The organism is Bacillus sp. PK6-013 (assembly GCF_054161445.1).
In genome coordinates this window covers 3,820,227-3,844,408 of sequence record NZ_CP096417.1, presented here as the reverse complement: position 1 = coordinate 3,844,408, position 24,182 = coordinate 3,820,227, and the positions used below count along the sequence as shown (strand labels likewise).

Sequence of the window (24,182 nt, the reverse complement as noted above, 5' to 3'; positions counted from 1 at the left end):
CGTAATCACTCCTTTAGCGGCGGGCTTCTCTTTCTTCTTTTTCCAGCTTTTCAATTTTCGTTTTTAATGAGCTGATATCCTTACCTAGTGAATCAATGTCATCATTTAAGGAAGAGATTTTCTCTTTTAATTGTTTAAACACTTCATTTAACTGTTTTCCGCAAATATCATTGTAGGCCGTTTTCATATCGCTTCTGACATTTTTAAAAGAATCAGCAAGGCTGCCCTGCCATGTTGTCGGCGACAGTTCGGGCTTTTTGATGCTGTCTTTTGAATCGTCAAATTCCTTTTTATCTGCTTCTAATTCAGTTTGGCAATTTTTCAGTTGTTCGAGCTGTTGTTTTTTGATGAGAAGTGTACCTTGCAGCCCGTATAAAACTGTTTTTTCCCAGATCATGTTACTGCCACCTCCCGGAAAATTTGATTCAAATGACCTGTTGGGATCCGTTCATTAAAGGACCTTATTAATGTTACAACATGGTATAAATGAGTTGAATAGGAAAAATGTACCGTGATTAAAGGATCGAATCAAGCGGTGGAGCAGGGGATTCCTTATTATGACTGCGATTTTGCACATTTCTCCATTTTCTTTCAAGGACAAAAGTCGTGGTTCTTAGGGCTGTGTTTTTTGTGATATTTATTTTTTGTTTCACAAACTTTAAGGTAATTTTAAGAAAGAGGCGATCTTGTCGAACACTAAACAAGGTTTTTCGGGCAAAATGTCAAATAGATTAGATATTTCATATAAACAAGGGGGGAAATTGTCTGTTTGTGATGAAAAAGGGGACGGGCGAAATTTCTGTCAGGATGCCTCAGCTGGATTCTAAGAAAAATATGCGGCCAAATATATACTTCATGATAGATTGTAAACGCTGTCTTGTCCTCTGACCAACAGGGGGATGAAGATGAAGAAGCTGTTAGTTGTTTATGCCGTGATGCTTTGTTTGTTTTTTCTGTATGTCTACGACTACTCCCGGGGCGATAAAACCGGATCTACAGAAGCAAGCAAAAGGCCGGCGGCCGGAAGTCTGTCCGAAAAATATGTGATGGTCACGTTTCAATCGGGAATCGAATATTGGAAGAGCGGCCTGAAAGGCTTTGAGGATGCCGCGCAGCTTTTCAACGTCTCTGTCGAGTATCGGGGGGCGGCCCATTATGATGTCCATGAGCAGACGACCGTCCTCGAGCAGGTCATTGCAAAAAAGCCGGCGGGGATCGCACTTTCGGCAATAGATCCCAAAGCTTTAAACCCTGTCATTGACAAGGCGCATGAGCAGGGTATTCCGCTCGTTTTATTCGATTCAGACGCCCCGCTCAGCAAAGCCTCTGCATATGTCGGCACAAATAATATGAAAGCGGGTGCTGAGGCCGCAAGGCGAATGGCCGAGTTTTTAGATGGAAAGGGAGAAACCGCAATCATTACCCAGCCGCGGCAGTACAATCACCAGGAAAGGACGAAGGGCTTTGAACAAACGATCAAGCAAAAATACCCGAACATGAAGGTCGCCGCGGTTTTGGACGGAAAAGGGGATGAGCTGACGTCGAAAAAAGAAGCAGCGAAGATTCTGGAAAAAAATCCATCCATTAAAGGGATTTTCACGACAGAAGCCAATGGAGCGAACGGTGTGGCCCGGGCTGTGAAGGCGGCGGGACTTGAAAGGGAAGTATGTATTATCGGCTTTGATAAAGACAAGAAAACGCTGGACGGCATCAAAAGCGGATCGATTTCCGCGACAATGGGTCAGGACACATGGCAAATGGGCTATTGGTCGCTGCACATGCTGTTTTTCTCAAATCACCATTTGAAGCATGAACGCCCGCTTCCGGCAGCGATCGATACAGGCATTACGATCATAACGAAAGAAAATGTGGCAGCCTATTATGCGAATGATTAAACGTTTGATCAACAATGCGCCGATCCGTCATAAGCTGATCAGCCTTCTCTTGTTAATCAGCATGCTGCCGACGATCGGCCTCGGTATTTTATCGGGATGGGCCGTTGAAAATATTATTGAAAAACAGGTGATCGACCAAACACTGCAGCTGATCGGCGAAGTGAACAAGACGGCTGAAGTATATGTCAGCCACATGCAAAACCTGACATATTTAATATCAATGAATGAAGAAATGGAAGCATTTTTTAATCATGAAAAGGAGGATGGAGAGGCGGATTATAAGAGAAGGACGTTTTTGCAGGGCCTGACTTCTTTATATTCCGAAGCCGCGGGCATTCTCGTCGTCAATGATAAGGGTGAGATGATCAGCAATGAGATGTATGAACGGACGCCGACAGATTTGACAAAAGAACCGTGGTATCTGGCGGCTGTAGCTAATGAAGGGATTTTCAAGATGATTGGAAAGCCTGTCAATCGGAATATTAGAAGCCATGTGCACTACAGAGAAGACGAGGTCGTTTCTGCCGTTAGAGCTGTTATCGATCCTGAGACACAGCGTGTGAAAGGTGTTGTGCTCATCGATTTGAAGCTGCGCGTCCTCGCAGAAGCGACAAAAAATATCCGCTTGGGGAAAACGGGTTATTTGATGATCATGGATGAAAATGGCGGCAATATTTATGCACCGGAGACCTCAAAGCTGTTTCTGCCGAAAAAGTGGTTCAGTCAAGACCGGTCCGGATATTTTTCGAAGCGGATCAAGGGAGAGGAATATCAATTCATTTATGAGACGTCTTCCTTTACGAACTGGACAACGGTCGGCGTTTTTAAAGCGGGTGAACCCGTATTCGAAGTGAAGGAAATCCACTTGTATGTGCTTTTGTTTTTACTGACGGCGGCGTTTCTCGGAATGTCTGCTTCCTATTATTTGTCCCATTCCATGTCGCGGCCGATTTTGAAGCTGAATGCTGTCATGAAAACGGCGGAAAGCGGGAATTTTTCAACATTTTATCAGGAGGAAAGGGAAGATGAAATCGGGCTTTTGGGAAAAAGCTTCAATCGCCTGATGATGAGAATCAGGGAGCTGATGTCGGTCACCGAAAGACAAGAGCGCCAAAAAAGAGAAGCCGAATTAAGGGCGCTGCAGGCGCAGATCAACCCTCATTTTCTCTACAACACGCTGGATACAATCAATTGGATGGCGAGGAAGAAAGGAGCGGTAGAGGTCAGCGGTCTCGTGCAGGCTTTATCCAAGCTGTTCCGCATCTCCTTGAGCAAAGGGAAAGATATCATTCCGCTGTCTGATGAATTTGCACATGTTGAAAACTATTTAAAAATCCAAAAAGCGCGATACCGCGAAAAATTAAACTACTCAATCGAAATGACCGGACTTTGTGACGACCGCCTGATATTAAAGCTCGTGCTTCAGCCGATTGTCGAAAATGCGATTTATCACGGAATTAAAGAAAAAAAGGGGCCGGGTCATATTACGATCAAAGGCATGGAGGAAGACGGCTCGCTGATTATCAAAATCGAGGATGACGGAGCCGGAATGGATGAAGAGACGATAAAGCAAATAACCGATCAATTCAAACACAGGGATGATACAGCGGGCTACGGCATGATCAACGTCCATGAACGGATCGCCCTTACATTTGGCGAGCCGTACGGTTTAACGGTTCAAAGCCGAAAAGGAGCCGGAACCGCCGTCACAATACGGCTCCCAATCTTAACAAAAGGGGGAACAAGCCTTGAGTGAATGTTGGCGCGTACTGATTGCCGATGATGAACCGTGGATTCGGGAAGGAATACGGGATGCCGTCTCTTGGGAGCGCTATCAAATGTCGGTGTCGGCTGAAGCGGAGAATGGCGAGGAGGCATTTGAGCTCGCTCTCAAACACGGCATCGACTTATTGATTGTCGACTTGAATATGCCGATCGTCAACGGAATCACGCTGATGAAAAAGCTCCGCGGCGCCCTGCCGCAGTGCCGCTTTGTCATCGTGACGGGCTACGATCAGTTTGCATACGCGCAAGAAGCAATCCGGCTGAATGTCGATGATTATTTGTTAAAGCCGGTCGATCCCGCTCATCTGGAACAAGTGCTCGAAAAGATCAGCTTGTCGCTGGCAGCTGAAAAAAAGAAGCTCAGCGAGCAAAAGCTTGCCGAGCAGCATATTCAACAAAACCTCGGCCTTCTGAAAGAGCATGTTTTCAGAAGCTGGATCGAAGGCCGGGCAGTGGAAGAAGGCGTTTACCGGCAGCTCGAATGCCTCCGTCTGCCGGCCCGCGATCCTGAGACGCTCGGTGTCATCGCGGCCGGGCATGTATGGAACAAGCCGTTTGAAGCTGACAGTCTGAAAGAAAAAGTAGAACGCTTCTTTGTCGCTGAACGGGATAAGGCTGTTTTTTTCGACGGAGACCGCCTGATCGTCGCCTGCCTGTGGCGCTCTGTTACAGAAGCTGAACAGCAGGCGCTTGCAGAGATGATCGAAGCTGAAATGCAGGTAAGCGCCGCTGTCTGCTTCGCGAAGCTTGCTGAAAACGGCCGCTCAGCTGCGCAATGCTATCAGCATTGCAGACAGCAAGTCTCGAAAGCATTTAATATCTCGCCGGTTGTCACGAGGGCCAAAGAATATATGCAAAAGCATTTCACTGAAAGGGAGTTTTCTTTAAAACAGACGGCAGATGCGCTTCAAGTTTCGTCCGTCTATTTGAGCAGGATCATGAAGAAGGAGCTCGGCATGACATTTGTTCAGCTTTTGACCGAGATGCGCATAGATCAAGCGGTTCACCTGTTAGAGACAACCCCTCTTTCGATTCACGATATTGCCGAACAAACGGGGTATGATACACAGCACTATTTCAGCACGGTATTTAAAAAAACGATGGGAGTATCCCCCAATCAGTACCGACGCATGTCGGGAATTGAACGAACAGGGAGAAAATTGTAATGTAAGCGCTTTAAAAAAGTCTGATTTTTATAAAAATAGTTAATTAATTCAAAAGACGGACCTTCGAAAGACATGGTACAGTTGGCATGATTCATGATGGGAGAAATCAAAAGGGGGATACCAAGCATGAAAAAATGCTGGCTGTTGATCACTGCAATGCTTTTCTGTCTTATTGTTTCCGCCTGTTCGGGGAATCAGGCGAGCGGAGGGGGAGACAAAGGCTACGTCGGAATCTCAATGCCGACAAAGTCATCGGAACGCTGGGTGTATGACGGGAAATATATGGTGAAAGAGTTTGAAAAACTCGGGTATAAAACGGATCTGCAGTATGCGGAAGATGTCGTTGAAAACCAAGTCTCACAAATCGAGAATATGATTACAAAAGGCGTCAATGTCCTCGTCATTGCTTCGATTGACGGGGAAGCGCTGACCGACGTCCTTGAAAAAGCAAATAAGCAGGATATTAAAGTCATTTCCTATGACCGGCTGCTTATGAACAGCAAACATGTCGACTATTATGCGACATTTGACAATCATAAAGTCGGAGAACTCCAAGGGAAATATATTGAAGAAAAGCTTGGCTTAAAAGACAAAAAAGGGCCGTTCAACATCGAATTGTTCGCAGGATCGCCCGACGACAACAACGCGCATTTCTTTTTTGACGGCGCCATGTCTGTTTTGAAGCCTTATATCGATTCGGGCAAATTAAAGGTATTGAGCGGCCAGACTTCATTTGAGCAAGGTGCGACGCTCAGGTGGGACGGCGCAACCGCACAATCCCGGATGGACAATTTGCTGAGCGCGCATTATACAAAGGCGAAGCTTGATGCGGTGCTTTCACCGTATGACGGGATCAGCATCGGAATCATTTCATCCTTAAAAGGTGCGGGCTACGGATCGGACAAGAAGCCGCTGCCGGTTATTACGGGACAGGATGCGGAGCTTGCTTCCGTGAACTCGATCATTAAAGGGGAGCAGACCTCAACCATTTTCAAAGATACGAGAGAGCTGGCGAAAAAAGCCGTTGAGATGGCGACATCCGTCTTAAAAGGCGAAAAAGCGGAAGTCAATGACACAAAGACGTATGACAACGGAGAGAAGGTCGTTCCGTCCTACCTGCTTGAGCCGGTCGTCGTCGATAAAGAGAACTATAAAAAAGTGCTCGTTGACGGCGGTTACTATAAAGAATCGGAATTAGGGAAGTGATCCGATGTCTGATTGCATTTTGGAGATGAGAGGCATCACGAAGGAGTTTCCCGGCGTCAAAGCGCTCGACAATGTCCACCTCCGCGTTAAAGCGGGCGAAATCCATGCCCTCTGCGGTGAAAACGGGGCGGGCAAGTCGACTTTGATGAAGGTGCTGAGCGGTGTATATCCGTACGGTACGTATACGGGCGACATTTTGTATAAAGGGAAAGTATGCCAATTCAAAAATATTAAGCAAAGCGAGGAAGCGGGGATCGTCATCATCCACCAGGAGCTGGCGCTCGTCCCCCAGCTTTCCATTGCGGAAAATCTTTTTTTGGGCAATGAACAGGCGAGCCGCGGCGTCATCAATTGGCGAAAAACGAAGCTGGAAACGCTCGAGTTAATGAAAAAAGTCGGGCTTCATGAATCTCCGGATATGCTTGTTTCCCAAATCGGCGTCGGAAAGCAGCAGCTTGTTGAAATCGCCAAAGCGCTGGCAAAAAAGGTGCAGCTCTTGATTTTGGATGAACCGACTGCGGCTTTAAATGAAGCGGACAGCGAGAATCTGCTGCGGCTCTTACTCGAACTGAAAAAACAGGGGATCTCTTCAATTATGATTTCCCATAAATTAAATGAGGTTACGAACGTCGCAGATTCGATTACCGTGCTCCGAGACGGACAGACGATCGAAACGCTTGATGTGCAAAGCGGGCAATTGACCGAAAACCGGATCATCAGAGGCATGGTCGGCAGGGAGCTGCAAAACCGCTATCCTGCCAGAAGCGCCAAGATCGGGGACGTCATCTTTGAAGTGAAGGATTGGACAGTTCATCATCCTCTTCAACAGGACCGCAAAGTGGTAAACACGGCGGCCCTTTCCGTCAAAAGAGGCGAGATCGCAGGAATTGCCGGCTTGATGGGCTCCGGAAGGACGGAGCTGGCGATGAGCATCTTTGGAAGATCATACGGAAAAAACATCTCCGGCACAATCGAAAAAGACGGGCGGGAGCTTTACATCCGCCACCCTGAAGAAGCCATTAAAAACGGCATCGTCTATGTGACGGAGGACCGGAAAGGAAACGGTCTGATTCTGGATGACAGCATTAAAGAAAACATTACGCTGTCCAAACTGGAGAAGGTGTCGAGCCGATTGGTGATGGACGAGCGCCGCGAAAAACATGAAGCGGAGGATTTTCGCAGGAAATTGAACATCAAGACGCCCGACATCGGCCAGCGGACCGGAAATTTAAGCGGAGGCAACCAGCAGAAGGTCATGCTGAGCAAGTGGATTTTTGCGGAGCCTGACATTTTAATTTTGGATGAACCGACGCGCGGCATCGATGTCGGCGCCAAATACGAAATCTATGGCGTCATCAATCAGCTTGCCGAAGCAGGTAAAGCGGTTATTATGATTTCTTCGGAGCTTCCCGAGCTGCTGGGAATGTGCGACAGAATCTATACGATGTGTGAAGGGGAAATCACCGCTGAATTTTCCAAAGAAGAAGCTGATCAGGAGAAGCTGATGAAATATATGACCATCCGCATGAAGAGAGGGGGAGAGGCGTATGCAGACACCGGTGCAAACGGATAAAGACCGCGCTCAGCCCGGTTACTTTCAGCTGTTTCGCGACATGTATAAGCAGAACATCCGGAAATACAGCATGGTCATTGCGCTCGTGTTTATTATGCTACTGTTTCAAATACTGACAGACGGAATTTTGCTGAGGCCGCTGAACATTACGAACTTGATTTTGCAAAACAGCTACATTCTCATTTTAGCCATCGGGATGATGCTCGTCATCATTACGGGACACATTGATTTATCAGTCGGTTCAGTCGCCGCTTTTGTCGGCGCCGTCTCCGCAATGATGATCATCGAAAACGATATGCCGCTGTTTGCGGCGGTCGTTCTGTCGTTGCTTCTGGGAGCGGCAATCGGCGCCTGGCAGGGATTTTGGATCGCTTATGTCAAGATTCCGGCCTTCATCGTGACGCTGGCGGGAATGCTATTGTTCAGAGGACTCACGATGATCGTGCTTGAGGGGAAATCGATCGCTCCATTTCCCGTGTCCTTTCAAAAAATGGCGTCCGGCTTTATCCCGGACTGGCTGAACGGAGGCGCGCTCCATATGACGACGATTGTCGCCGGAGCGGGAGTGTCGATTCTTTATCTCGTGTATCAGCTTCAGCAGAGAAACATGCAGAAGAAATTCCAATTTGACTTGCAGGGAAAAGGTCTGTTTGCAGTTAAGGTGTTTTTTATCATCGCCATTATCAACCTTTTTACCTACATTCTCGCGACGTACGAAGGCATACCTCTCATTTTGATCACATTGTTCATCTTAATCGCCGGGTATACATTCGTTATGAAAAAAACCGTCATCGGGCGGAGAATCTACGCAATCGGCGGCAATGAAAAAGCAGCCGAGCTTTCAGGAATCAAAACAAAACGGCTTACCTTTATGGTTTTCGTCAATATGGGCGTCTTAGCTGCTCTTTCCGGATTGATTTTTGCCGCCCGTTTAAACGCGGCCACTCCGAAAGCAGGAAACCTGTTTGAACTTGACGCCATTGCGGCCTGCTTCATCGGCGGTGCTTCAGCTTACGGCGGAATCGGCACGATCGGCGGGGCCATCATCGGCGGCCTTGTCATGGGGGTCATGAACAACGGCATGTCGCTGCTCGGTCTGGGCATCGACTGGCAGCAAGCAATTAAAGGCCTCGTCCTTCTGATTGCCGTTGCATTTGATATTTACAATAAGAATAAAACTTCTTAATTGATAAAGAAAAACCTGTTTTTGAACATCAAAAACAGGTTTTTTCATTATTGCTGGACTGAACGTCCTTCCTGATTCAGTGTGGGGTTTATTTTTTTAGGTTCCGGCAGCAGGATATTCAAAATGCTTGCTGCCGCCAAAATAACGATTGAAAGGTAGAAAGACAGGTTATAGTTGCCTGTTTGGCTGTACCAGACGCCCGGCAAATAAGCGCCGAGCGCCGAACCGAGCTGGTGGCTGAGGAACAGCCAGCCGAGAATGAACCCGACGGAGTACTGCCTGAAATACTGGGTTGCGAGCATTTGCGTCGGGGCGACGGTCGCAAAGTCGACCAAACCGAACAAAACCGCGAAGCAAAGCAGGAGGACCGAGTTGTGGCTCGACAACAAAATGACAAGCGACAGCGCCCTTACGGCATATAAAAAGCACAAAATTTTTCGGCTGCTCCAGCGGTCAGCGACGACGCCGGAAATCAAAATTCCGATGATGTTAAACCCGGCCAGCAGGCTGACAGCGGCGCTTGTTACTTCGGTCGAAAACCCGTGGTCATGCGAAAAAGGGATAAGATGGGTATCCATTAACCCCGTCGTTGTAAATCCGCAAATGAAAAACGGCAAGACGAGGAACCAAAACGTTCTTTTGAGAAAAACGGCTTTGTATGGAATCTTTTTAGGCTGGGCGTCCGGCTCTTCTTTTGTCTCGCCGCCCTGAGTGCCGCCGATCGGCTGTACATTTTTTTCCGAAGGATGATTCCGCAATAACAAGATGACGATCGGAAATACGATAACAGCTAAAAACAATCCGAGAACGATGACGGTCACTTGCCAGTTAAACCAGTGGATCAACATGAGCGATCCAGGGACAAGCAGCATCTGCCCCGCGCCGAATCCCGCTTCCATAATGCCGAATGCAAGCCCCCGCTTCTCATTGAACCAGTTGGTCACGATCACGGTCGATGCGACATTCGACGCACCGCCGACGCCGAGAGAAACGATGATGCCGTACAAAATAAACAGTTGCCACGGAGAAGTCACGAGATATGTAAAAAAGATGCTCAAGCCGACCAGAAGCGTGCTGAGAGATAAAATGATCCGCGGTCCGAACCGGTCGACAAGCCTGCCGATTACCGGCTGGGATACGCCGTAGACAATGAAGCTCAGCATGGAAATAAGCGAAATCGTGCCCCTGTCCATTGAAAATTCCTCTTCCCAAGGCTGAATAAAGGCCCCGAAAGAAAGGCGCACTCCTTGGACGGCCAAAAGCGTCAAAAACGTCACAAAAACGATAATCCAGGCGTAGTGTATTTTCCGTTTCATAGATCCTCCATTTCGTCAGCCTAACTCGGCATCCCAGCGTTCTTCCCGGAGCCGCTGTCCCCATAATAAAGTCTCGTCTTTCACTTCCGTCAGTCTGAATCCGAATTTTTCATACAAAGGCCGCGCTTCAGCCATCGTACTTACCGTCCATAGAAAAATCCGCTCAAATTGATTGTCTTTACAATAATCGATGAGATGCTTCAAAAGGCGCGTGCCGACTCCCTGATGCCGAAAAGCGGCATCGACCAGAAACCATCTGAGCTGTACGGTTTTGCCGGGATGTTTGACGAGCCCGACGCATCCCGCAAACCTTCCGGCGCTCTCTGCGATCCAGATGTTTTCAATATCGGCATCAAATGTTTCGTGAAGGTAATCCAAAAATGAATCGTCCCAGCCGTGTGTCTCCGCATAAAACGCACGTTGTTTTTCGATCATTAGTTTGATATCGTCCGATATATAGTAATCTCTTATGGAAACGTCCGATTTTTCGGGCGGCAGGTGTTCCGACAATATGGATTCAATTGTATTCATCGCCTCCGTCAGCTTTTCCTGATGAGGGCCGTCGATATGCTTCAGCATGTATTCGATTTGCTGATTGGCTTTTGCCTCCAGCTTCTTATAAATGGATTCGCCGAAGCTTGTTAAATAGATATAGTGGTTGCGGCTGTCCTCCTCGCTTCTCTTTTTATAGACCATATTTTCCTTTTCGAACCGTTTCAGGATCCGGCTGACATAGCCCCGGTCCAGGCCGAGCGTATCTTGAATCAGCTTGGCTGTACAATCGGCCGTATTGTGAATTTCGAATAATATCCGGGTTTCCGTCAATGAAAAAGGGCTGTCATAAATATGTTCATTCAGAAAACCGAGCACATTTGTGTAGAATCGATTGAACTTTCTGAATTTTAATGTGATAGAATGATTGATTTCTGTCATCTCAAAACCTCTCTTTCTATAAATCGTTGCTTTAATCAATTATAATAAAATAGTTGATTTAGTCAAGTGTATGGAAATAAAGTTAAAAATGTTAATGATAGATTATATTTTACAAATAAAGAAAGATAAATTCAATCGTACAGGAAAATTCATCCACCAGGCAGGAAAGAGGGAAGAAAACAGAGTATATAATCTAACAACCTGTTTTTGTAAGCGTTTAATGTCTGTCTCCGCGTCATATGAAAACGAGGAAGAGAGGATGAAACTTTACGATGGTCAAACCGTATCCCCCGATCAGCCGGAAAGTTCCCCGACTATTGCATGGAGCCGATTACAACCCTGATCAATGGCTTAAATATCCGGACGTTTTAAAAGAAGATATCCGCCTGATGAAGCTGTCCCGCTGCAATGTGATGTCTGTCGGCATTTTCTCATGGGTTTCGCTCGAGCCTGAAGAAGGAAGGTTTACATTTGATTGGCTCGATCAGGTTCTTGATACTTTCAAGGAAAACGGAATTTATGCGTTCTTGGCTACACCGAGCGGTGCCAGACCGGCTTGGATGTCCAAAAAGTATCCCGAGGTGCTGAGAACGGAGCGCAACCGGATCAGAAACCTTCACGGAAAGCGGCACAATCATTGCTATACGTCGCCTGTCTACCGCAGGAAAACGGCGATTATAAACGGAAGGCTTGCGGAGCGCTATGCGCATCACCCGGCTGTCATCGGCTGGCATATCTCCAATGAATACGGCGGAGAGTGTCATTGTGAACTTTGCCAAGATAAGTTCAGAGAGTGGCTGCTCGCGAAATATAAAACGCTGGACCGCCTTAACCATGCATGGTGGACATCGTTTTGGAGCCACACCTATACAGATTGGGACGAGATCGAGTCGCCGGCTCCGCACGGCGAGGATGCTGTTCACGGTTTGAATTTGGACTGGAAGCGTTTTGTCACGGATCAGACGGTTGATTTTTGCCGGCATGAAATTGCCCATGTCCGTTCTTTTAACCCCGACCTGCCCGTGACGACGAATTTTATGGGAACATACGCGGGATTGAATTATTGGAAGTTCGCCGACTTGCTTGATGTCATCTCGTGGGATTCTTATCCGGCATGGCACAACAGCCGGCAGGAAGACAGCCGGCTTGGAGCCGATATTGCTTTTGTTCATGATATCAATCGGTCTCTTAAAGGCGGCCGGCCGTTCATGCTGATGGAAAGTACGCCGAGCATGACGAACTGGCAGGACGTCAGCAAGCTGAAGCGCCCCGGTATGCACGAATTGTCATCATTACAGGCAGTCGCTCACGGATCGGACACTGTTCAGTATTTTCAATGGCGGAAAAGCCGCGGCTCAAGCGAAAAGTTTCACGGGGCAGTCGTTGATCATGCGGGATCAGAGCATACGCGCGTTTTCCAGGAAGTAAAAAAACTTGGGGAAAAGCTCGAAAAACTTGAGGATGTCGCAGGAACGACAGTCGAACCCGAGGCCGCGATTATATTTGACTGGGAGAATCGCTGGGCCTTGGAAGACGCCCAAGGTCCGCGCAATATCGGCATGCATTATGAACGGACAGCCAAATCGTTTTATGAACCGTTTTGGCGTGAAGGTGTACCGGTTGATGTGATTCATATGGAGGCCGATTTCTCCCGCTATAAGCTTTTGGTCGCCCCGATGCTCTACATGCTGAAAGAAGGCACCGCCGAAAGGATTGAACAGTTCGTTCAAAACGGGGGTACATTTGTCGCCACTTATTGGTCGGGCATTGTCAATGAGAATGATCTTGTGTTCTTGGGAGGGTTTCCTGGAGGCTTAAGAAAAACGCTCGGCATTTGGTCTGAGGAGATCGATGCGCTTCATGACGGACAGAAAAATACGATTGTGATGGATGCAGATAACCGGCTCGGGTTAAGCGGGAGCTATGAAACCAGCGAGCTTTGCGACCTGATTCATTTAGAAGGAGCCGAAGCGCTCGCTCTGTACGGGGAAGATTTTTACGCGGGCCGGCCCGCGCTGACGGTCAATTTTTTCGGAGACGGGAAGGCCTACTATATCGCTTCAAGGAATGAGGCGGCGTTCCAAGAGGCGTTTATATCGAGGCTCATTGAAGAGTGCGGGATTGCCAAAGTGCTCGATACAGAGCTTCCGAAAGGCGTCACCGCCCAGCTCCGCACAGACGGCCGCCACGATTATATTTTCGTGATGAATTTTACAGCGGAAAACCGCACGGTCTCGCTTCCGGAAGAAACATATACGGACGTCTTAAAAGGAACCCGGAAAAAAGGCGCTCTCAAACTGGTTCCATACGGAACGAGCATTTTGCGGAGAAGCCGCAAAGCCTAGGAATCCTCATTCTTCAGGCCGACGCTTCGTGCAAAATGCAGCAGCGAGCAGGAAGATGACAGCTGAAGTATACGCCAACACACCTTGATCGAAAACGCAGAGAAGCACCACATTTGATAAAACCGCCAACATGATAAACACTACAGCATAAAGATTTAGACGCAATACCATCCCTCCATTAATTGTTATCTTAACATGAAGGGATGTGAAAAATCCGCGGGAAATACCCGCGGATCCGTCCTTATTTGGCTCGGTTTTTCAGTTTTCGAGGATCGACCTGATCATCGATATCAGGTTTGTCGTCCAGCGCGTCGGCGATTTTTTCCCAGGAGACAATTTTGAAGTTCTGATTGGCCGGTTGTCCATTTTCCGTATTTTCGCCGTCTTGGGCGACAAAGATGCCGTATGGATATGTTTTGCCGAGGCCGAAGCCGATGACGTCGATTCCATCGGTATCGCTTGTCCCGTCGATTTCTTTGCCGTCCTCAATTGAAAAAGCAGTGACGTAGTCGTTTTTCCCGCGCCGGTCATAGATGGCATAGCGGTTATCGCCCTGACTGGACGCGATCAAATACCCTTCTCCGTCTTCTCCGTAGTAAATCGTCAGCCCTTCAATATCAGCGGTTAGATGCGGTCCGTCGGCACGATCGACGATTTTTCCTTTATCTCCGCCGTCCGGCTCGGCGCTGAAAGACCAAATCGCAACGTCTTCTTCGGCGATGTACATTTTGCCGTATTCATCATCTGCCGCAAGCCCTTCTGTTTGAGAGCTCATTTTGAATGAGCGGACCTTTTTGCCCTCGACTTGTCCTTTTCCGTTGTCAAACAGTTCATATTGCTCGAATTCTCCGTTCTTTCCGGTCACCATGGCGTAGAACTTGCCGGTTTTCTGGCTGTGATACAGGCTGAAGCCATATACCTCCTGGATATCGGTTTGAATAGGTTTTTGAGGATTGACGATATTCTTCAGCTTGCTTTTTTCGCCGTCAAAGGCGTAAATTTCAACCGTGTTTTTGCCGTCTGACCGGTTTGAGGCCCCGGCAATATCAATTTTTTTGCCATCGAGCGGAAAATTGTAGCGCAGGTCGACATTGTTTAATTTGCCAAACGGATAGGCCGCAAGCTGTTTTCCCTTCAAATCATAGACGATTAAGCCCGACTTTTTGTTTGTGGTGATGAGCCTGCTTTTTTCAGGCTGCTTCGGATGAACCCAAATCGCCGGGTCATCTGCCGCGTCGTCAGGGGTATCCACCGGCTCTGTCTCTGCATCGGCAGTCACCGTGAATTCTTTGTGAGCCGCAGCTTCGTTATGGGGGAGACTGCTCCATGAGGGAGACCATAAGGATGCTGCGAGTGTTGATAAAGCGAGCGTTTTGTAAAAGTTCATATATTAACCTCCTTTTGATAACATTTATCCTAGCAAACCAATGAAAATTATCATTTGAGGGTATGTAAACTTTTGTTAAAAGTGATGGCTAAAAAAGACCGCCGATACTCTAGAGTACGAAACCGCAAAGAAAACCCCCGGAATTTTTTCCGGGGGTTAACATCGCTATCTCTCAATGAATCGGAATGTATATTTCAAATGCAAGTTCGTTTAAATCCCCATCCATCGGGTAAAATTCCAATTGTGTAAAAGTGTCACAATTTAAACGAAGACCTTGATCTTTGATCCATTGATATACTTTTTGATAAGTCACTTCAGGCCGCTCATGCTGTGGATGCCTTGTCTGAGCATATGTCAGAGCGGGCGCCTGATAGCTGATCATTCCTTCCGGAAGGGTTTCAGGGAGGTTCTCCGTCTCCATTAATATATAAAAAGTGAATTCCCCTTCGCCGTGATGATCCGATATGGCCCACATGCCGCTGTCTTCTTGAACACCGACTATTTCTCCGCGCCGGTCTTTCAGCTGCTGAATGACGCCGTGGAGCTTTTTCGCCCGGGCTTCTTCGAATGAAACGGTTTGTGAAAAACCAACACCGGCAAATCCGGGCTTTGCTGTCTTTTTGATCTCCAAATTTTATCCTCCCATCCTGCACCGATTGGTTATTCAGTTATTCGCCGGACAAGAAGCAAATCCTTCAGAAAAGGAGTATCGCCTGTTGCTTTTTAATTGACACCCTTCATAAATTTCTGAATTTTCGGTGACAGCAACATCAAAATGATTCCGAGCAGGATGGATACACCGCCGATGACTCCGAAGTAGGCGATCTCTGTATCAGCGCTGTAAAATCTGACGATCTGTGCATTGATAGCCTGTGCAGAAGCGTTTGACAGGAACCACAGGCTCATCGTCTGCGCTGAGAATGCCGCAGGAGCCAGCTTTGACGTTGCGGATAGCCCGACTGGAGACAAGCACAATTCCCCTAGAACGACGATCAGGAAGCTGAGCACAAGCCACATTGGATTGGCAAGTGATTCAGTGCCGTTGATATAAGCAGGGAAAATCATGACGACAAATGAAAGTCCGGCTAAAATCAAGCCGAGTGAAAATTTTGTCGGCGTTGACGGCTGACGGTTGCCGAGCCTCATCCAAATCCATGCGAAAACCGGTGCAAGCACAACGATGAACAACGGATTCAGCGACTGGAACCAAGATGAGTGCAATTGGACACCTAAAAATTCTAAATGAGTGCGTTTATCTGCATAGGTGGCTAAAATATTGGCGCCTTGTTCCTGAATCGCCCAAAACATCATCGATGCGACAAACAGCGGAATGTAAGCTGTGAGACGGGAACGTTCATCACTCGTCGTTTTGGAGCTTTTAAACATAACGATGAAATAAATCAGCGGGATCAAAATACCGAGACAGCTGACAATCATCGTAAACAGCTCAATTGTCATCCAGCCCATAAAGACGGAATAGCCAAAGATGGCAGCGATCACCAAAACACCGATTCCAATCCGTCCGAACACCATTTTTCTTTCAGCGGGTGTCAGCGGATTCGGTACCGTTCTTCCGGCAGGTCCGAGGTTTTTCTTCCGTGTCGCCAAATAGGTCAGCAGCCCAAACAGCATGCCGATGGCAGCAAGGCTGAAGCCGAGATGGTAGTTGTATGTCTGGCCGACTGTGCCGACGATAATCGGCGCAAGAAATCCGCCAAGGTTGATCCCCATATAAAAGATGCTGAAACCTGAATCGCGGCGGGTGTCTTCAGGGCTGTATAACTCGCCGACAACGCTTGATACGTTTGGTTTTAAAAGGCCTGTCCCAATGATGATCAAGAACATGCTGATGAAAAACGCGGGGACGCTTCCCGGGAATGACAAAAGTATGTGTCCGAACATAATGAGCACGCCGCCGTAAAACACGGTGTTTGCAGTTCCGAGGAGCCTGTCCGCTATCCAGCCTCCGATGATGCCGGACATATAGACGAGGGAACCGTATACGGCCATAATCGAGTTTGCTGTGGTTTGATCAAATCCGAGGCCGCCTTTTGTCACCTCTGTATACAAATAGTAGATAAGGATGGCTCTCATACCGTAGTATGAAAAACGCTCCCAAAATTCAGTGAAGAATAAAGTGAAGAGTCCGCGGGGATGTCCAAAAAACCCCTTTTGCGGAATGTTTTGAAAAGTTTCTTTTTGATGGTTTGACATTCGCAATACTCCTTCTCTTTCTATGTCTATTATAAAAATCATATTCTTATATAATGTTCGTGTCAATACACCTTCAATCGATTTGAATTTTTGATCGCTAATGCAACAAGTTGTGAAGCGCTTTACAAGCGGATAGTAAAAACTTTTGGAAAAAAATTTAGATGAAAAGATTTTTTAATAAAATTTTACCTATCTCATGTACAAGCGGATTTTACTAGATTGGCATATATATATCGGAAACCGTTTTACAAAAGGAGGCTGAAAACAGCGTGCAGCAGCAACCTGAGGAAATGAGAATGACAGTGGTTGACGCGACAAAGTTCGGTGCTGTCGGCGACGGCAAAACAGACTCCACAAATGCGATCAACGAATGTTTGGCGTGGACAAAGTCGATGGGATACAACACGGTATGGATACCGAACGGCACGTACCTGATTGACGGGACGAAAAACAGCGACCCGCGTGCTCCGTTTCGCGGAGCCGGCATCAATGTTCCGGGCAATATTGAAATTTTGATGGACGCGGAGACCGTCATCAAGGTAAAACCGAACAGCTCATGGGGATACGCTGCTTTTTATATAGGCGGAACATCCAATGTGAAAATATCCGGAGGCAGCATCATTGGGGAAAGGGATGAACACACATATACAACGGCGCCGAGACCGACCCATGAATGGGGATTCGGAATTTGTATCGAAGGGGCGTCAAATGTCGTTATTGAACATGTGAGAATAGCCGATTTTACAGGAGACGGAATCATTATCAGCAACGGAGGAGACGGCTATAAGCCGTCAAAGCGTATTAAGGTAACCAATTGTGAAATCAGGCGCTCCAGAAGAAATAATTTGTCGATCACAGGGTGCGACAATGTTCTTGTTGAAGGATGCGAAATTGCAGATGCGGGGACAGGCAACGGCACGGCTCCCCGTTTTGGGATTGATATAGAAGGCTACAGTGAAGGAAACATCGTCTATGAAGAACCCGTTAATGTCATCATCCGAAACAACGTGTTAAAGGGCAATGTCAACAATGCCATTTCCAATTTCAACGGCACTTCTGTCATCATCGAAGGCAATATCGCAGACGGTACCATTTCATACGGATACGGGACGAGTACGACGATTGCAAACAATATCATCAAGAAAAACCCCGAATCCACCGGACAGAGCATCGGAATTAACGGCCTCGGTGTAGGGGCTTTGGAAGCAAGAAGCGATGCCGTTATAAAGGGGAATTTGATTTCGGGTTTTACGACAGGCATCGATATCCGCGGAAAAAGCGTTTTTGCCACGGGAAATCAAATCCGTGATTTTGTAAATGCCGGAATTCTTGCTTATCAAGCGTCGCAAATCTTCATTGAAGGGAATAATATCGAAAACGACGTGCCTGAGCAAAGGTCCGGCACCGCTCTCAGCATCACGCAATCAGACAATGTAACGTTTTCCGGCAATCAGATCGCAAATGTCGTACTTGCGGTCAGGAGCACAGGCAATGACGTCCAAATAAAGGATAACGTCATCAAGCAATTCTCCAGAGGCATCTGGATATCGCAAGGTAATGCTGTGATAGAAGGAAACTTTATTTCGCCGGCCGGCTTTCAAACGGTGCCGGAGTCATATGCCGTATCCGTCACAAATACGGCTTCTGCAGTCATTCGGAAAAACACCTTCACCCGCTTCAGAAACTTTCCAATATACTGCTCGACAAATGAGCATACAAAAATTATCGGAAACGACATCGAAGATTCACCGCTGATTGTCACGCTGTATCTCACCCGCGGAACCCACGAGATTATTGGCAATACGATCACGCTCGGCAGGCCGACCTTGCCGGCTATCCTCATTTATCTCGACCAATCGTCGAACTCGGCGATCCTCGACAACACGCTCCGCAGCAATACCGCTGCAAGAGTGACGGCAATTCAAACCAATACGTCCAGGCAAACGCTGATCATCGGCAATACGGTTGTAAAAGGTATGATCCATTCCCACGAGACAGATACGGTTCATGGAAATATTGAAGTTTAAGCTCCCTTTTGATAGGGAGCTTTTTATGTCCTTTTTTTCTTCTTGCGGAAGTTCGCCGAGGCTTCGAGAAAAATGATAAACAAAAATAAAAGGATCATGATCCACTCGCCTACCTCTAAGATGGCAAACGTCAGGGAGTTTATTACGGCTCTTTGCAAGGTCATGCCTTGAAATACATCAAGCATGACAGCAAAAGTCTCTAAGGAAACAAATAATAAAAGCCCGATTCCGATCAGTTTCAACTTTTCACCACTCTCCGTTCCCCGTTATTTTTTCTCTTTTCATAAAGCACTATTCCCCCGGGAATAGTATAAATGTGCTTTTGCAAGGAAAAATATGAAAAACGAAAAGGGGATTCTGACAGCCATGCCATTCTTTTTTAAAGGTCGTCATCAAAAGGATAACAAACAAGAATCTCTTATGAGCGGAGATAAAAACCCGGAAACCGTAAATGTATCCGGGTTTGTGCGTCCCTTGCTTGCCGAAAACCTGAGCGTGATTAAAGAAATAACCGGAAACAGCGCAGATGTCGTCATCCGCAAATTAAAAACGGGCGCTGACGAGAAAATCGAATTGGCCGTCGTTTATGTCGGCGGCATTACAGATGAGAAAGCCATCCATGACTTTTTGCTGGAATCGATCATGAGCTCTGAAGAATTAGCGAAAAAGGAGTACGGACAGGATGTTCTTGAGACGATTGCAGGTGATGCCGTTGCGTTGGGCGGTGTCGAAAAAGAAAAGCGATTGGACAAGATGCTTGAATCGTTGATGGCAGGGGATACGATCATTTTGGCCGAGGGAACGGAAACAGCGGTTATTACGACCACGAAAGGCGGGGAAAAGCGTTCGATCAAGGAGCCTGAAAATCAGCAGGCATTCCGCGGTTCACGTGAGGGATTTATCGAATCTCTCGACACGAATATTTCTTTGGTGCGCCGAATCATTAAAAACCCAAATCTTTGGGTTGAAAAAATGACGATGGGAAGCGTCACAAAAACCGATGTGGCGATCATGTATATCAACGGGGTGTGCGACCCGAAAACGGTGAAAGAAGTCAAAAAAAGGATGGCTGGCATTGAGATCGACAGCATCCTTGAATCGGGGTATATTGAACAGTTTATTGAAGACGCTGTGTTTACGACCTTTCCAACGATATATCATACCGAAAGGCCGGACATGGTCGCAGGGAATCTGCTTGAAGGAAGAATCGCCATCTTTGTTGACGGTACACCGTTTGTCCTGCTTGTCCCTGCCGTTTTTATTCAATTTTTTCAATCTGTTGAGGATTACTATTCACGCTTTGACATTGCGACGTTCATCCGCTTTTTACGCGTGTTGATTTTTTTTATTTCGCTTATTGCACCTGCCGTCTACGTCGGTGCGACGACGTTTCACCAGGAAATGATCCCGACGGAGCTTTTGATCGTAATTGCCGCGCAGCGTGAAATCGTGCCGTTCCCGGCTGTGGTGGAAGCGCTGATCATGGAAATTTCGTTTGAAATTTTGCGAGAGGCGGGCATCCGGCTTCCGAAAGCGATAGGTTCTGCCGTTTCGATTGTGGGAGCCATCGTCATTGGACAGGCGGCTGTTCAGGCGGGGATTGTGTCGCCGGCGATGGTCATCGTCGTAGCGATCACAGCGATTTCAAGTTTTGCCACACCTTCCTTCGCCATGGCGATATCCGCCCGGCTGGTTCGGTTTTTCTTCATATTAGCCGCGGCGACGACGGGTTTTTACGGCATTATTCTTGGACTGATCATCATGTTTGTCCATTTATGCAGCCTCCGTTCGTTCGGTGTTCCATATATGACTCCTTTTGCGCCGTTTATTCTGAAAAACTGGGGCGACTCCATCGTTCGTTTGCCTTGGTGGACACATGAGAAGCGGCCTGAACTGATCGGCAATGACAATAAGGTGCGTCAAGGAGAATACCAGAAACCCAATCCGCCGGAATCAGGCGATATGAAGACAAAACAAGAAGATGGTGATCCAAATGAAACGAAGCCTTAAGATTGTGCTCCTGCTGGCCGCCATTGTTCTTCTTCAAGGATGCTGGGATAAAAGAGAACTGACAGATTTGCTGCTGATCACTGCCATTGGTATTGATAAAGGTAAAAATACAGATTACGAATTGAGCTATCAGATCGTCAATCCGATCAATGTGACAGGAGGCCTTCAAGGCGGACAGGGAGGAGACAGGCCGCCGGTTTCAAGCTATTCTGTGACGGGCAATAATCTGACGGAAATGAGCAGGCACGCGTCGGCGAAAATGTCGAGGGAAATTTATTACTCCCACACGAACCTCGTGGTTGTTGATGAAAAACTCGCCAAGGAAGAAGGCTTGATTAAAATTCTTGATGTTCTTGACCGGGACACCGATTTTCGTTCAACGGCGACGATTATTATTTCCCGCGGCCAAAAAGCGAAAACATTCATCCGGACGCTGACGCCGATCGATAAGATCCCGTCAAATAAAGTAAACAAAACACTGCAATTTACTGAAGAGCATTTGGGAGAACATATGAAGACGAGCGTGCAGGATGTCATCAAGTGCTTGACATCGAAGGCAAAGCACCCGATTATTACTTCTTTTAAAGTATCCGGAAACAAGGAGAAGGGTGAAAAGATGGAAAACGTGCAGTCTACATCTCCTGAGGCAATAGTCGAAGCGGACGGGCTGGCAGTCATTAAAGAGGGCAAGCTCGTCAACTGGCTTGAAGGCAAAACCGCGCGGGGCGTTTTATGGCTGCGCAATAAAATCAGCAGAACGTATTTGACAACTACATTGAATCACGAAAAAGACGCCGTCACATTTGATGTCATCCGCCAAAAAACAAAAATCAGATCACATCTTAAAAACGGCAAACCGGCGATTTCGGTTGAAGTAGACATGGAAGGGGACATCGGCGAAACCACTGTGCCGATTCACCTGGATGATCCAAAAGTGCTGAGCGACATCGAAAGGAAGGTGGCAAAGGAGCTGAAAAATGAATTGCAGAATACCATTGACGTTGTTAAGCGAAACAAGACGGATGTTCTGCAATTCGGTGACGTTGTGTATCGCAACCACCCAAAAGTGTGGGAAAAGATGGAGGGCGAATGGAGCAATCGGTATTTTCCTGATACAGATGTCGACATTACGGTTAACGCATATGTACGGAGAACAGGTTTAAGGAACAACCCGAACATTTTGAATCATCACGAAGGGCGTTCTTGAATGAAAGAGAGAGGAGGGCTTTAAATGGAGAAAGCAAAAATCAGTGCTGCACAGTTGTTCGTGCTGATTGTTCTGTTTGAACTCAGCAGCTCTCTGCTGATTTTTCCAGGACAATCTGCCGAACAGGACGCCTGGATGGCGATCTTGTTCGGAACAGTCGGAGGGCTGGCTTTGTTTATGATGCACCACTTTTTCTACCAGGTGAATCCCGACGCCTCTCCCTATGAAACGCTGATGAGTATTTTTGGAAAACCGGTTGGCTGGGGCCTGTCTTTTATCTACATTGTTTATTATTGTTATATTGCGGCAAGGGTTTTGCGCGATTTTGGCGAAATGCTGCTGACGTCGGCTTATCCGAACACGCCGATTATCTTCGCGAATGGTTTGTTGATTGCAGTTTGTATTTTTACCGTGAGGAAAGGAATCGAGGTCCTGGCCCGTTCAGGCGAGCTGCTGTTTGGCATCATGTTTTGGCTCGCTGTCATAGGCCTCATCTTAATTGTTTCGTCAGGCTTGATTAAACCGAAAGAGCTTTTTCCCATTTTTGGAAACGGACCCGGTCCGATGTTCCATGCCGTGTTCACGCAAACGCTGTATTTTCCGTTTGGCGAAATTATCGTCTTTACATTGATCCTGCCGTATTTAAAAGAAAAGAAACAGGCAAAAAAAGCGGGGCTGTTGGGAATCGCCATCAGCGGCATCATCCTGGCTTTTAATGTGGCATTGAACATCAGCGTGCTTGGCGTCGACCTCAATATGAGGTCGCGCTTCCCATTGCTGAGTACGATCCAGACGATTCAAGTCGCCGAATTTCTGGACAGGCTTGATGTATTTTTCATGCTCGTGTTGGTGATTGGCGGTTTTTTTAAGATGAGCATTTTCATGTATGCCGTAACCGAAGGCGTGACCGTCTTATTCAAGCTTAAAAAACCCTCCAAAATCGTTCATGTCATCGGCATTATCATTTTGATTTTATCTGTCTCCATTGCCAGCAATATTTCGGAGCATGTAAAAGAAGGAATCGAGTTTGTTCCTTTATATGTCCATTTGCCGATGCAGGTGATCCTTCCTGCTTTTATTTGCCTGGTCGCTTATGCGAAAATGAAAAAAAATAAAAAAAAGACCGTGTAATGGATTGACCCCGCCCTTAGGGCACCCTTTAACATGACAGACGAGGTGAAGTTTGATGCTCTATACGGTAAAAGAAGTGGCCGGGTTGGCGAATATCACGATCAAAACGCTATACCACTACCATAAGATCGGCCTTTTATGCCCCGCGGAGGTGACGGATGCCGGCTACCGCCTTTACGGGGTAAAAGAGCTGGAACGGCTGCAGCATATCTTGTTTTATCGGGAGCTCGAATTTCCGCTCAAGGAAATTAAGCAAATACTGGACGGCGAAGCTGATCGACTGACGATTTTATCTGAGCAGAAACGTCTTTTTACTGCCCGTTTGGACAGGATAAAACAGCTTATTTCTACGATCGATCTCTCGATTCAGCAGGCCGGGAAAGGAGAAGCAATGGATCAATCAAGCATGTTTAAAGGGTTTTCAAGCAGCAGGGAATGGGAGGATGCACTCGCTGAACAGAACCGCTATTTGAAGGAGGCGTATGATGTCGATTTGCTGAGAGGAGAACCGGTCATCGCGGAAGAAATGAATGAAAAAGCTGAAGAGGCGGCCCGTTTTATGAATGGAATGGCCGAAGCGCTCAGAGATGGAGTCAAACACGACCATGACCAAGTAAAGACCGCAATTAAACGGCACCTCAAGTTTTTGGGGATCACGTCCGGCGATTTTCAGACGCAGACACGCTTTTTTATCGAAGATGATTTTCATCGCGGGATGCTTGAAAATCAGCAAACCGGCCTCTCGTATTATTTGGCGGCGGCTGCAGAAGCTTTTGCTTCATCATAAAAGAAGGGGAACGG

Annotated in this window: 20 protein-coding genes; 12 read left to right on the top strand and 8 right to left on the bottom strand. The window is 47.2% G+C overall.

Features of this window, described 5'->3' with window-relative positions; translation table 11 throughout:
* Nucleotides 1-13: 13 nt before the first annotated feature.
* Nucleotides 14-397 carry a YwqH-like family protein gene (locus M1E03_RS19380; RefSeq protein WP_003178893.1) on the bottom strand — a complete coding sequence of 128 codons (384 nt, stop codon included), beginning with the start codon at nt 395-397 and terminating at the stop codon, nt 14-16.
* A gap of 508 nt (nt 398-905) precedes the next feature.
* On the opposite strand from M1E03_RS19380, the gene M1E03_RS19375 reads away from it, so the two are divergent.
* The 6 genes from M1E03_RS19375 to mmsB all read left to right on the top strand — a co-directional run bounded on the left by M1E03_RS19375 (nt 906) and on the right by mmsB (nt 8,811).
* Nucleotides 906-1,895, top strand: a complete 990-nt coding sequence (locus tag M1E03_RS19375; protein ID WP_079289543.1) for a substrate-binding domain-containing protein — start codon at nt 906-908, stop codon at nt 1,893-1,895.
* Complete coding sequence (locus tag M1E03_RS19370; RefSeq protein ID WP_318602623.1) at nt 1,888-3,651, top strand: cache domain-containing sensor histidine kinase; 1,764 nt, start codon at nt 1,888-1,890, stop codon at nt 3,649-3,651. The genes M1E03_RS19375 and M1E03_RS19370 overlap by 8 nt, the downstream gene beginning before the upstream one ends.
* The gene (locus M1E03_RS19365) at nt 3,644-4,846 is read left to right on the top strand and encodes a response regulator transcription factor (protein ID WP_020450147.1); all 1,203 of its coding nucleotides are present in this window, start codon (nt 3,644-3,646) and stop codon (nt 4,844-4,846) included. The genes M1E03_RS19370 and M1E03_RS19365 overlap by 8 nt, the downstream gene beginning before the upstream one ends.
* 126 nt (nt 4,847-4,972) lie before the next feature.
* Nucleotides 4,973-6,052, top strand: coding sequence for a multiple monosaccharide ABC transporter substrate-binding protein (gene chvE, locus M1E03_RS19360; protein WP_025809534.1), 1,080 nt, complete (start codon nt 4,973-4,975; stop codon nt 6,050-6,052).
* A gap of 4 nt (nt 6,053-6,056) precedes the next feature.
* Nucleotides 6,057-7,625 carry a multiple monosaccharide ABC transporter ATP-binding protein gene (gene mmsA / locus M1E03_RS19355; RefSeq protein WP_026580531.1) on the top strand — a complete coding sequence of 523 codons (1,569 nt, stop codon included), beginning with the start codon at nt 6,057-6,059 and terminating at the stop codon, nt 7,623-7,625.
* Nucleotides 7,600-8,811 carry a multiple monosaccharide ABC transporter permease gene (gene mmsB, locus M1E03_RS19350; protein WP_020450150.1) on the top strand — a complete coding sequence of 404 codons (1,212 nt, stop codon included), beginning with the start codon at nt 7,600-7,602 and terminating at the stop codon, nt 8,809-8,811. Before mmsA ends, mmsB begins: the two co-directional genes overlap by 26 nt.
* 47 nt (nt 8,812-8,858) lie before the next feature.
* Here mmsB and M1E03_RS19345 read toward each other — a convergent pair whose 3' ends face one another.
* Together M1E03_RS19345 and M1E03_RS19340 are read right to left on the bottom strand one after the other, a co-directional pair.
* Complete coding sequence (locus M1E03_RS19345; protein ID WP_105980704.1) at nt 8,859-10,127, bottom strand: MFS transporter; 1,269 nt, start codon at nt 10,125-10,127, stop codon at nt 8,859-8,861.
* Between the two features lie 15 nt (nt 10,128-10,142).
* Nucleotides 10,143-11,060 carry a bifunctional helix-turn-helix transcriptional regulator/GNAT family N-acetyltransferase gene (locus M1E03_RS19340; protein WP_020450152.1) on the bottom strand — a complete coding sequence of 306 codons (918 nt, stop codon included), beginning with the start codon at nt 11,058-11,060 and terminating at the stop codon, nt 10,143-10,145.
* Nucleotides 11,061-11,332: 272 nt separating this feature from the next.
* On the opposite strand from M1E03_RS19340, the gene M1E03_RS19335 reads away from it, so the two are divergent.
* Nucleotides 11,333-13,405, top strand: a complete 2,073-nt coding sequence (locus M1E03_RS19335; RefSeq protein ID WP_145645834.1) for a beta-galactosidase — start codon at nt 11,333-11,335, stop codon at nt 13,403-13,405.
* 6 nt (nt 13,406-13,411) lie between these two features.
* Here the strand turns inward: M1E03_RS19335 and M1E03_RS19330 are convergent, their stop codons facing one another.
* From M1E03_RS19330 to M1E03_RS19315, 4 genes are all read right to left on the bottom strand, one after another.
* Nucleotides 13,412-13,570 (bottom strand): hypothetical protein, encoded by a 159-nt coding sequence (locus tag M1E03_RS19330; RefSeq protein ID WP_165389270.1) that lies wholly within the window; start codon nt 13,568-13,570, stop codon nt 13,412-13,414.
* A gap of 76 nt (nt 13,571-13,646) precedes the next feature.
* A complete protein-coding gene (locus M1E03_RS19325; RefSeq protein ID WP_128823407.1) occupies nt 13,647-14,792 on the bottom strand; it encodes a phytase in 1,146 nt (381 codons plus the stop codon).
* Nucleotides 14,793-14,964: 172 nt separating this feature from the next.
* Complete coding sequence (locus M1E03_RS19320; protein WP_458110566.1) at nt 14,965-15,423, bottom strand: GyrI-like domain-containing protein; 459 nt, start codon at nt 15,421-15,423, stop codon at nt 14,965-14,967.
* 92 nt (nt 15,424-15,515) lie between these two features.
* Nucleotides 15,516-17,006 (bottom strand): peptide MFS transporter, encoded by a 1,491-nt coding sequence (locus tag M1E03_RS19315; RefSeq protein WP_020450157.1) that lies wholly within the window; start codon nt 17,004-17,006, stop codon nt 15,516-15,518.
* Nucleotides 17,007-17,296: 290 nt separating this feature from the next.
* Here M1E03_RS19315 and M1E03_RS19310 point away from each other — a divergent pair, with 290 nt between their 5' ends.
* Nucleotides 17,297-19,033: a right-handed parallel beta-helix repeat-containing protein gene (locus tag M1E03_RS19310; protein ID WP_458110813.1), complete on the top strand. Its 1,737-nt coding sequence runs from the start codon at nt 17,297-17,299 to the stop codon at nt 19,031-19,033.
* A gap of 23 nt (nt 19,034-19,056) precedes the next feature.
* Here the strand turns inward: M1E03_RS19310 and M1E03_RS19305 are convergent, their stop codons facing one another.
* The gene (locus tag M1E03_RS19305; protein ID WP_026580535.1) at nt 19,057-19,275 is read right to left on the bottom strand and encodes a hypothetical protein; all 219 of its coding nucleotides are present in this window, start codon (nt 19,273-19,275) and stop codon (nt 19,057-19,059) included.
* Nucleotides 19,276-19,399: 124 nt separating this feature from the next.
* Here M1E03_RS19305 and M1E03_RS19300 point away from each other — a divergent pair, with 124 nt between their 5' ends.
* Genes M1E03_RS19300 through M1E03_RS19285 form a run of 4 tightly spaced genes read left to right on the top strand, consistent with a single transcriptional unit; the run spans nt 19,400 to nt 24,168 of the window.
* Entirely contained in the window at nt 19,400-21,043 is a 1,644-nt protein-coding gene (locus M1E03_RS19300; RefSeq protein WP_191456889.1) for a spore germination protein, read from the top strand.
* Nucleotides 21,027-22,250 carry a Ger(x)C family spore germination protein gene (locus M1E03_RS19295; RefSeq protein WP_026580537.1) on the top strand — a complete coding sequence of 408 codons (1,224 nt, stop codon included), beginning with the start codon at nt 21,027-21,029 and terminating at the stop codon, nt 22,248-22,250. The genes M1E03_RS19300 and M1E03_RS19295 overlap by 17 nt, the downstream gene beginning before the upstream one ends.
* A gap of 24 nt (nt 22,251-22,274) precedes the next feature.
* Complete coding sequence (locus M1E03_RS19290) at nt 22,275-23,381, top strand: GerAB/ArcD/ProY family transporter (RefSeq protein ID WP_458110565.1); 1,107 nt, start codon at nt 22,275-22,277, stop codon at nt 23,379-23,381.
* 55 nt (nt 23,382-23,436) lie between these two features.
* Nucleotides 23,437-24,168, top strand: coding sequence for a MerR family transcriptional regulator (locus M1E03_RS19285; RefSeq protein WP_039073202.1), 732 nt, complete (start codon nt 23,437-23,439; stop codon nt 24,166-24,168).
* Nucleotides 24,169-24,182: the final 14 nt, after the last annotated feature.

What these genes read in the sequence shown, in the direction of transcription:
- M1E03_RS19370 (WP_318602623.1), top strand. Translation starts at nt 1,888, where the DNA reads ATGATTAAACGTTTGATCAACAATGCGCCGATCCGTCATAAGCTGATC.
- chvE (WP_025809534.1), top strand. Translation starts at nt 4,973, where the DNA reads ATGAAAAAATGCTGGCTGTTGATCACTGCAATGCTTTTCTGTCTTATT.
- M1E03_RS19375 (WP_079289543.1), top strand. Translation starts at nt 906, where the DNA reads ATGAAGAAGCTGTTAGTTGTTTATGCCGTGATGCTTTGTTTGTTTTTT.
- M1E03_RS19310 (WP_458110813.1), top strand. Translation starts at nt 17,297, where the DNA reads ATGAGAATGACAGTGGTTGACGCGACAAAGTTCGGTGCTGTCGGCGAC.
- M1E03_RS19345 (WP_105980704.1), bottom strand. Translation starts at nt 10,127, where the DNA reads ATGAAACGGAAAATACACTACGCCTGGATTATCGTTTTTGTGACGTTT.
- M1E03_RS19335 (WP_145645834.1), top strand. Translation starts at nt 11,333, where the DNA reads ATGGTCAAACCGTATCCCCCGATCAGCCGGAAAGTTCCCCGACTATTG.
- M1E03_RS19285 (WP_039073202.1), top strand. Translation starts at nt 23,437, where the DNA reads ATGCTCTATACGGTAAAAGAAGTGGCCGGGTTGGCGAATATCACGATC.
- M1E03_RS19290 (WP_458110565.1), top strand. Translation starts at nt 22,275, where the DNA reads ATGGAGAAAGCAAAAATCAGTGCTGCACAGTTGTTCGTGCTGATTGTT.
- M1E03_RS19325 (WP_128823407.1), bottom strand. Translation starts at nt 14,792, where the DNA reads ATGAACTTTTACAAAACGCTCGCTTTATCAACACTCGCAGCATCCTTA.
- M1E03_RS19315 (WP_020450157.1), bottom strand. Translation starts at nt 17,006, where the DNA reads ATGTCAAACCATCAAAAAGAAACTTTTCAAAACATTCCGCAAAAGGGG.
- M1E03_RS19340 (WP_020450152.1), bottom strand. Translation starts at nt 11,060, where the DNA reads ATGACAGAAATCAATCATTCTATCACATTAAAATTCAGAAAGTTCAAT.
- mmsB (WP_020450150.1), top strand. Translation starts at nt 7,600, where the DNA reads ATGCAGACACCGGTGCAAACGGATAAAGACCGCGCTCAGCCCGGTTAC.
- M1E03_RS19300 (WP_191456889.1), top strand. Translation starts at nt 19,400, where the DNA reads ATGCCATTCTTTTTTAAAGGTCGTCATCAAAAGGATAACAAACAAGAA.
- M1E03_RS19380 (WP_003178893.1), bottom strand. Translation starts at nt 397, where the DNA reads ATGATCTGGGAAAAAACAGTTTTATACGGGCTGCAAGGTACACTTCTC.
- mmsA (WP_026580531.1), top strand. Translation starts at nt 6,057, where the DNA reads ATGTCTGATTGCATTTTGGAGATGAGAGGCATCACGAAGGAGTTTCCC.
- M1E03_RS19295 (WP_026580537.1), top strand. Translation starts at nt 21,027, where the DNA reads ATGAAACGAAGCCTTAAGATTGTGCTCCTGCTGGCCGCCATTGTTCTT.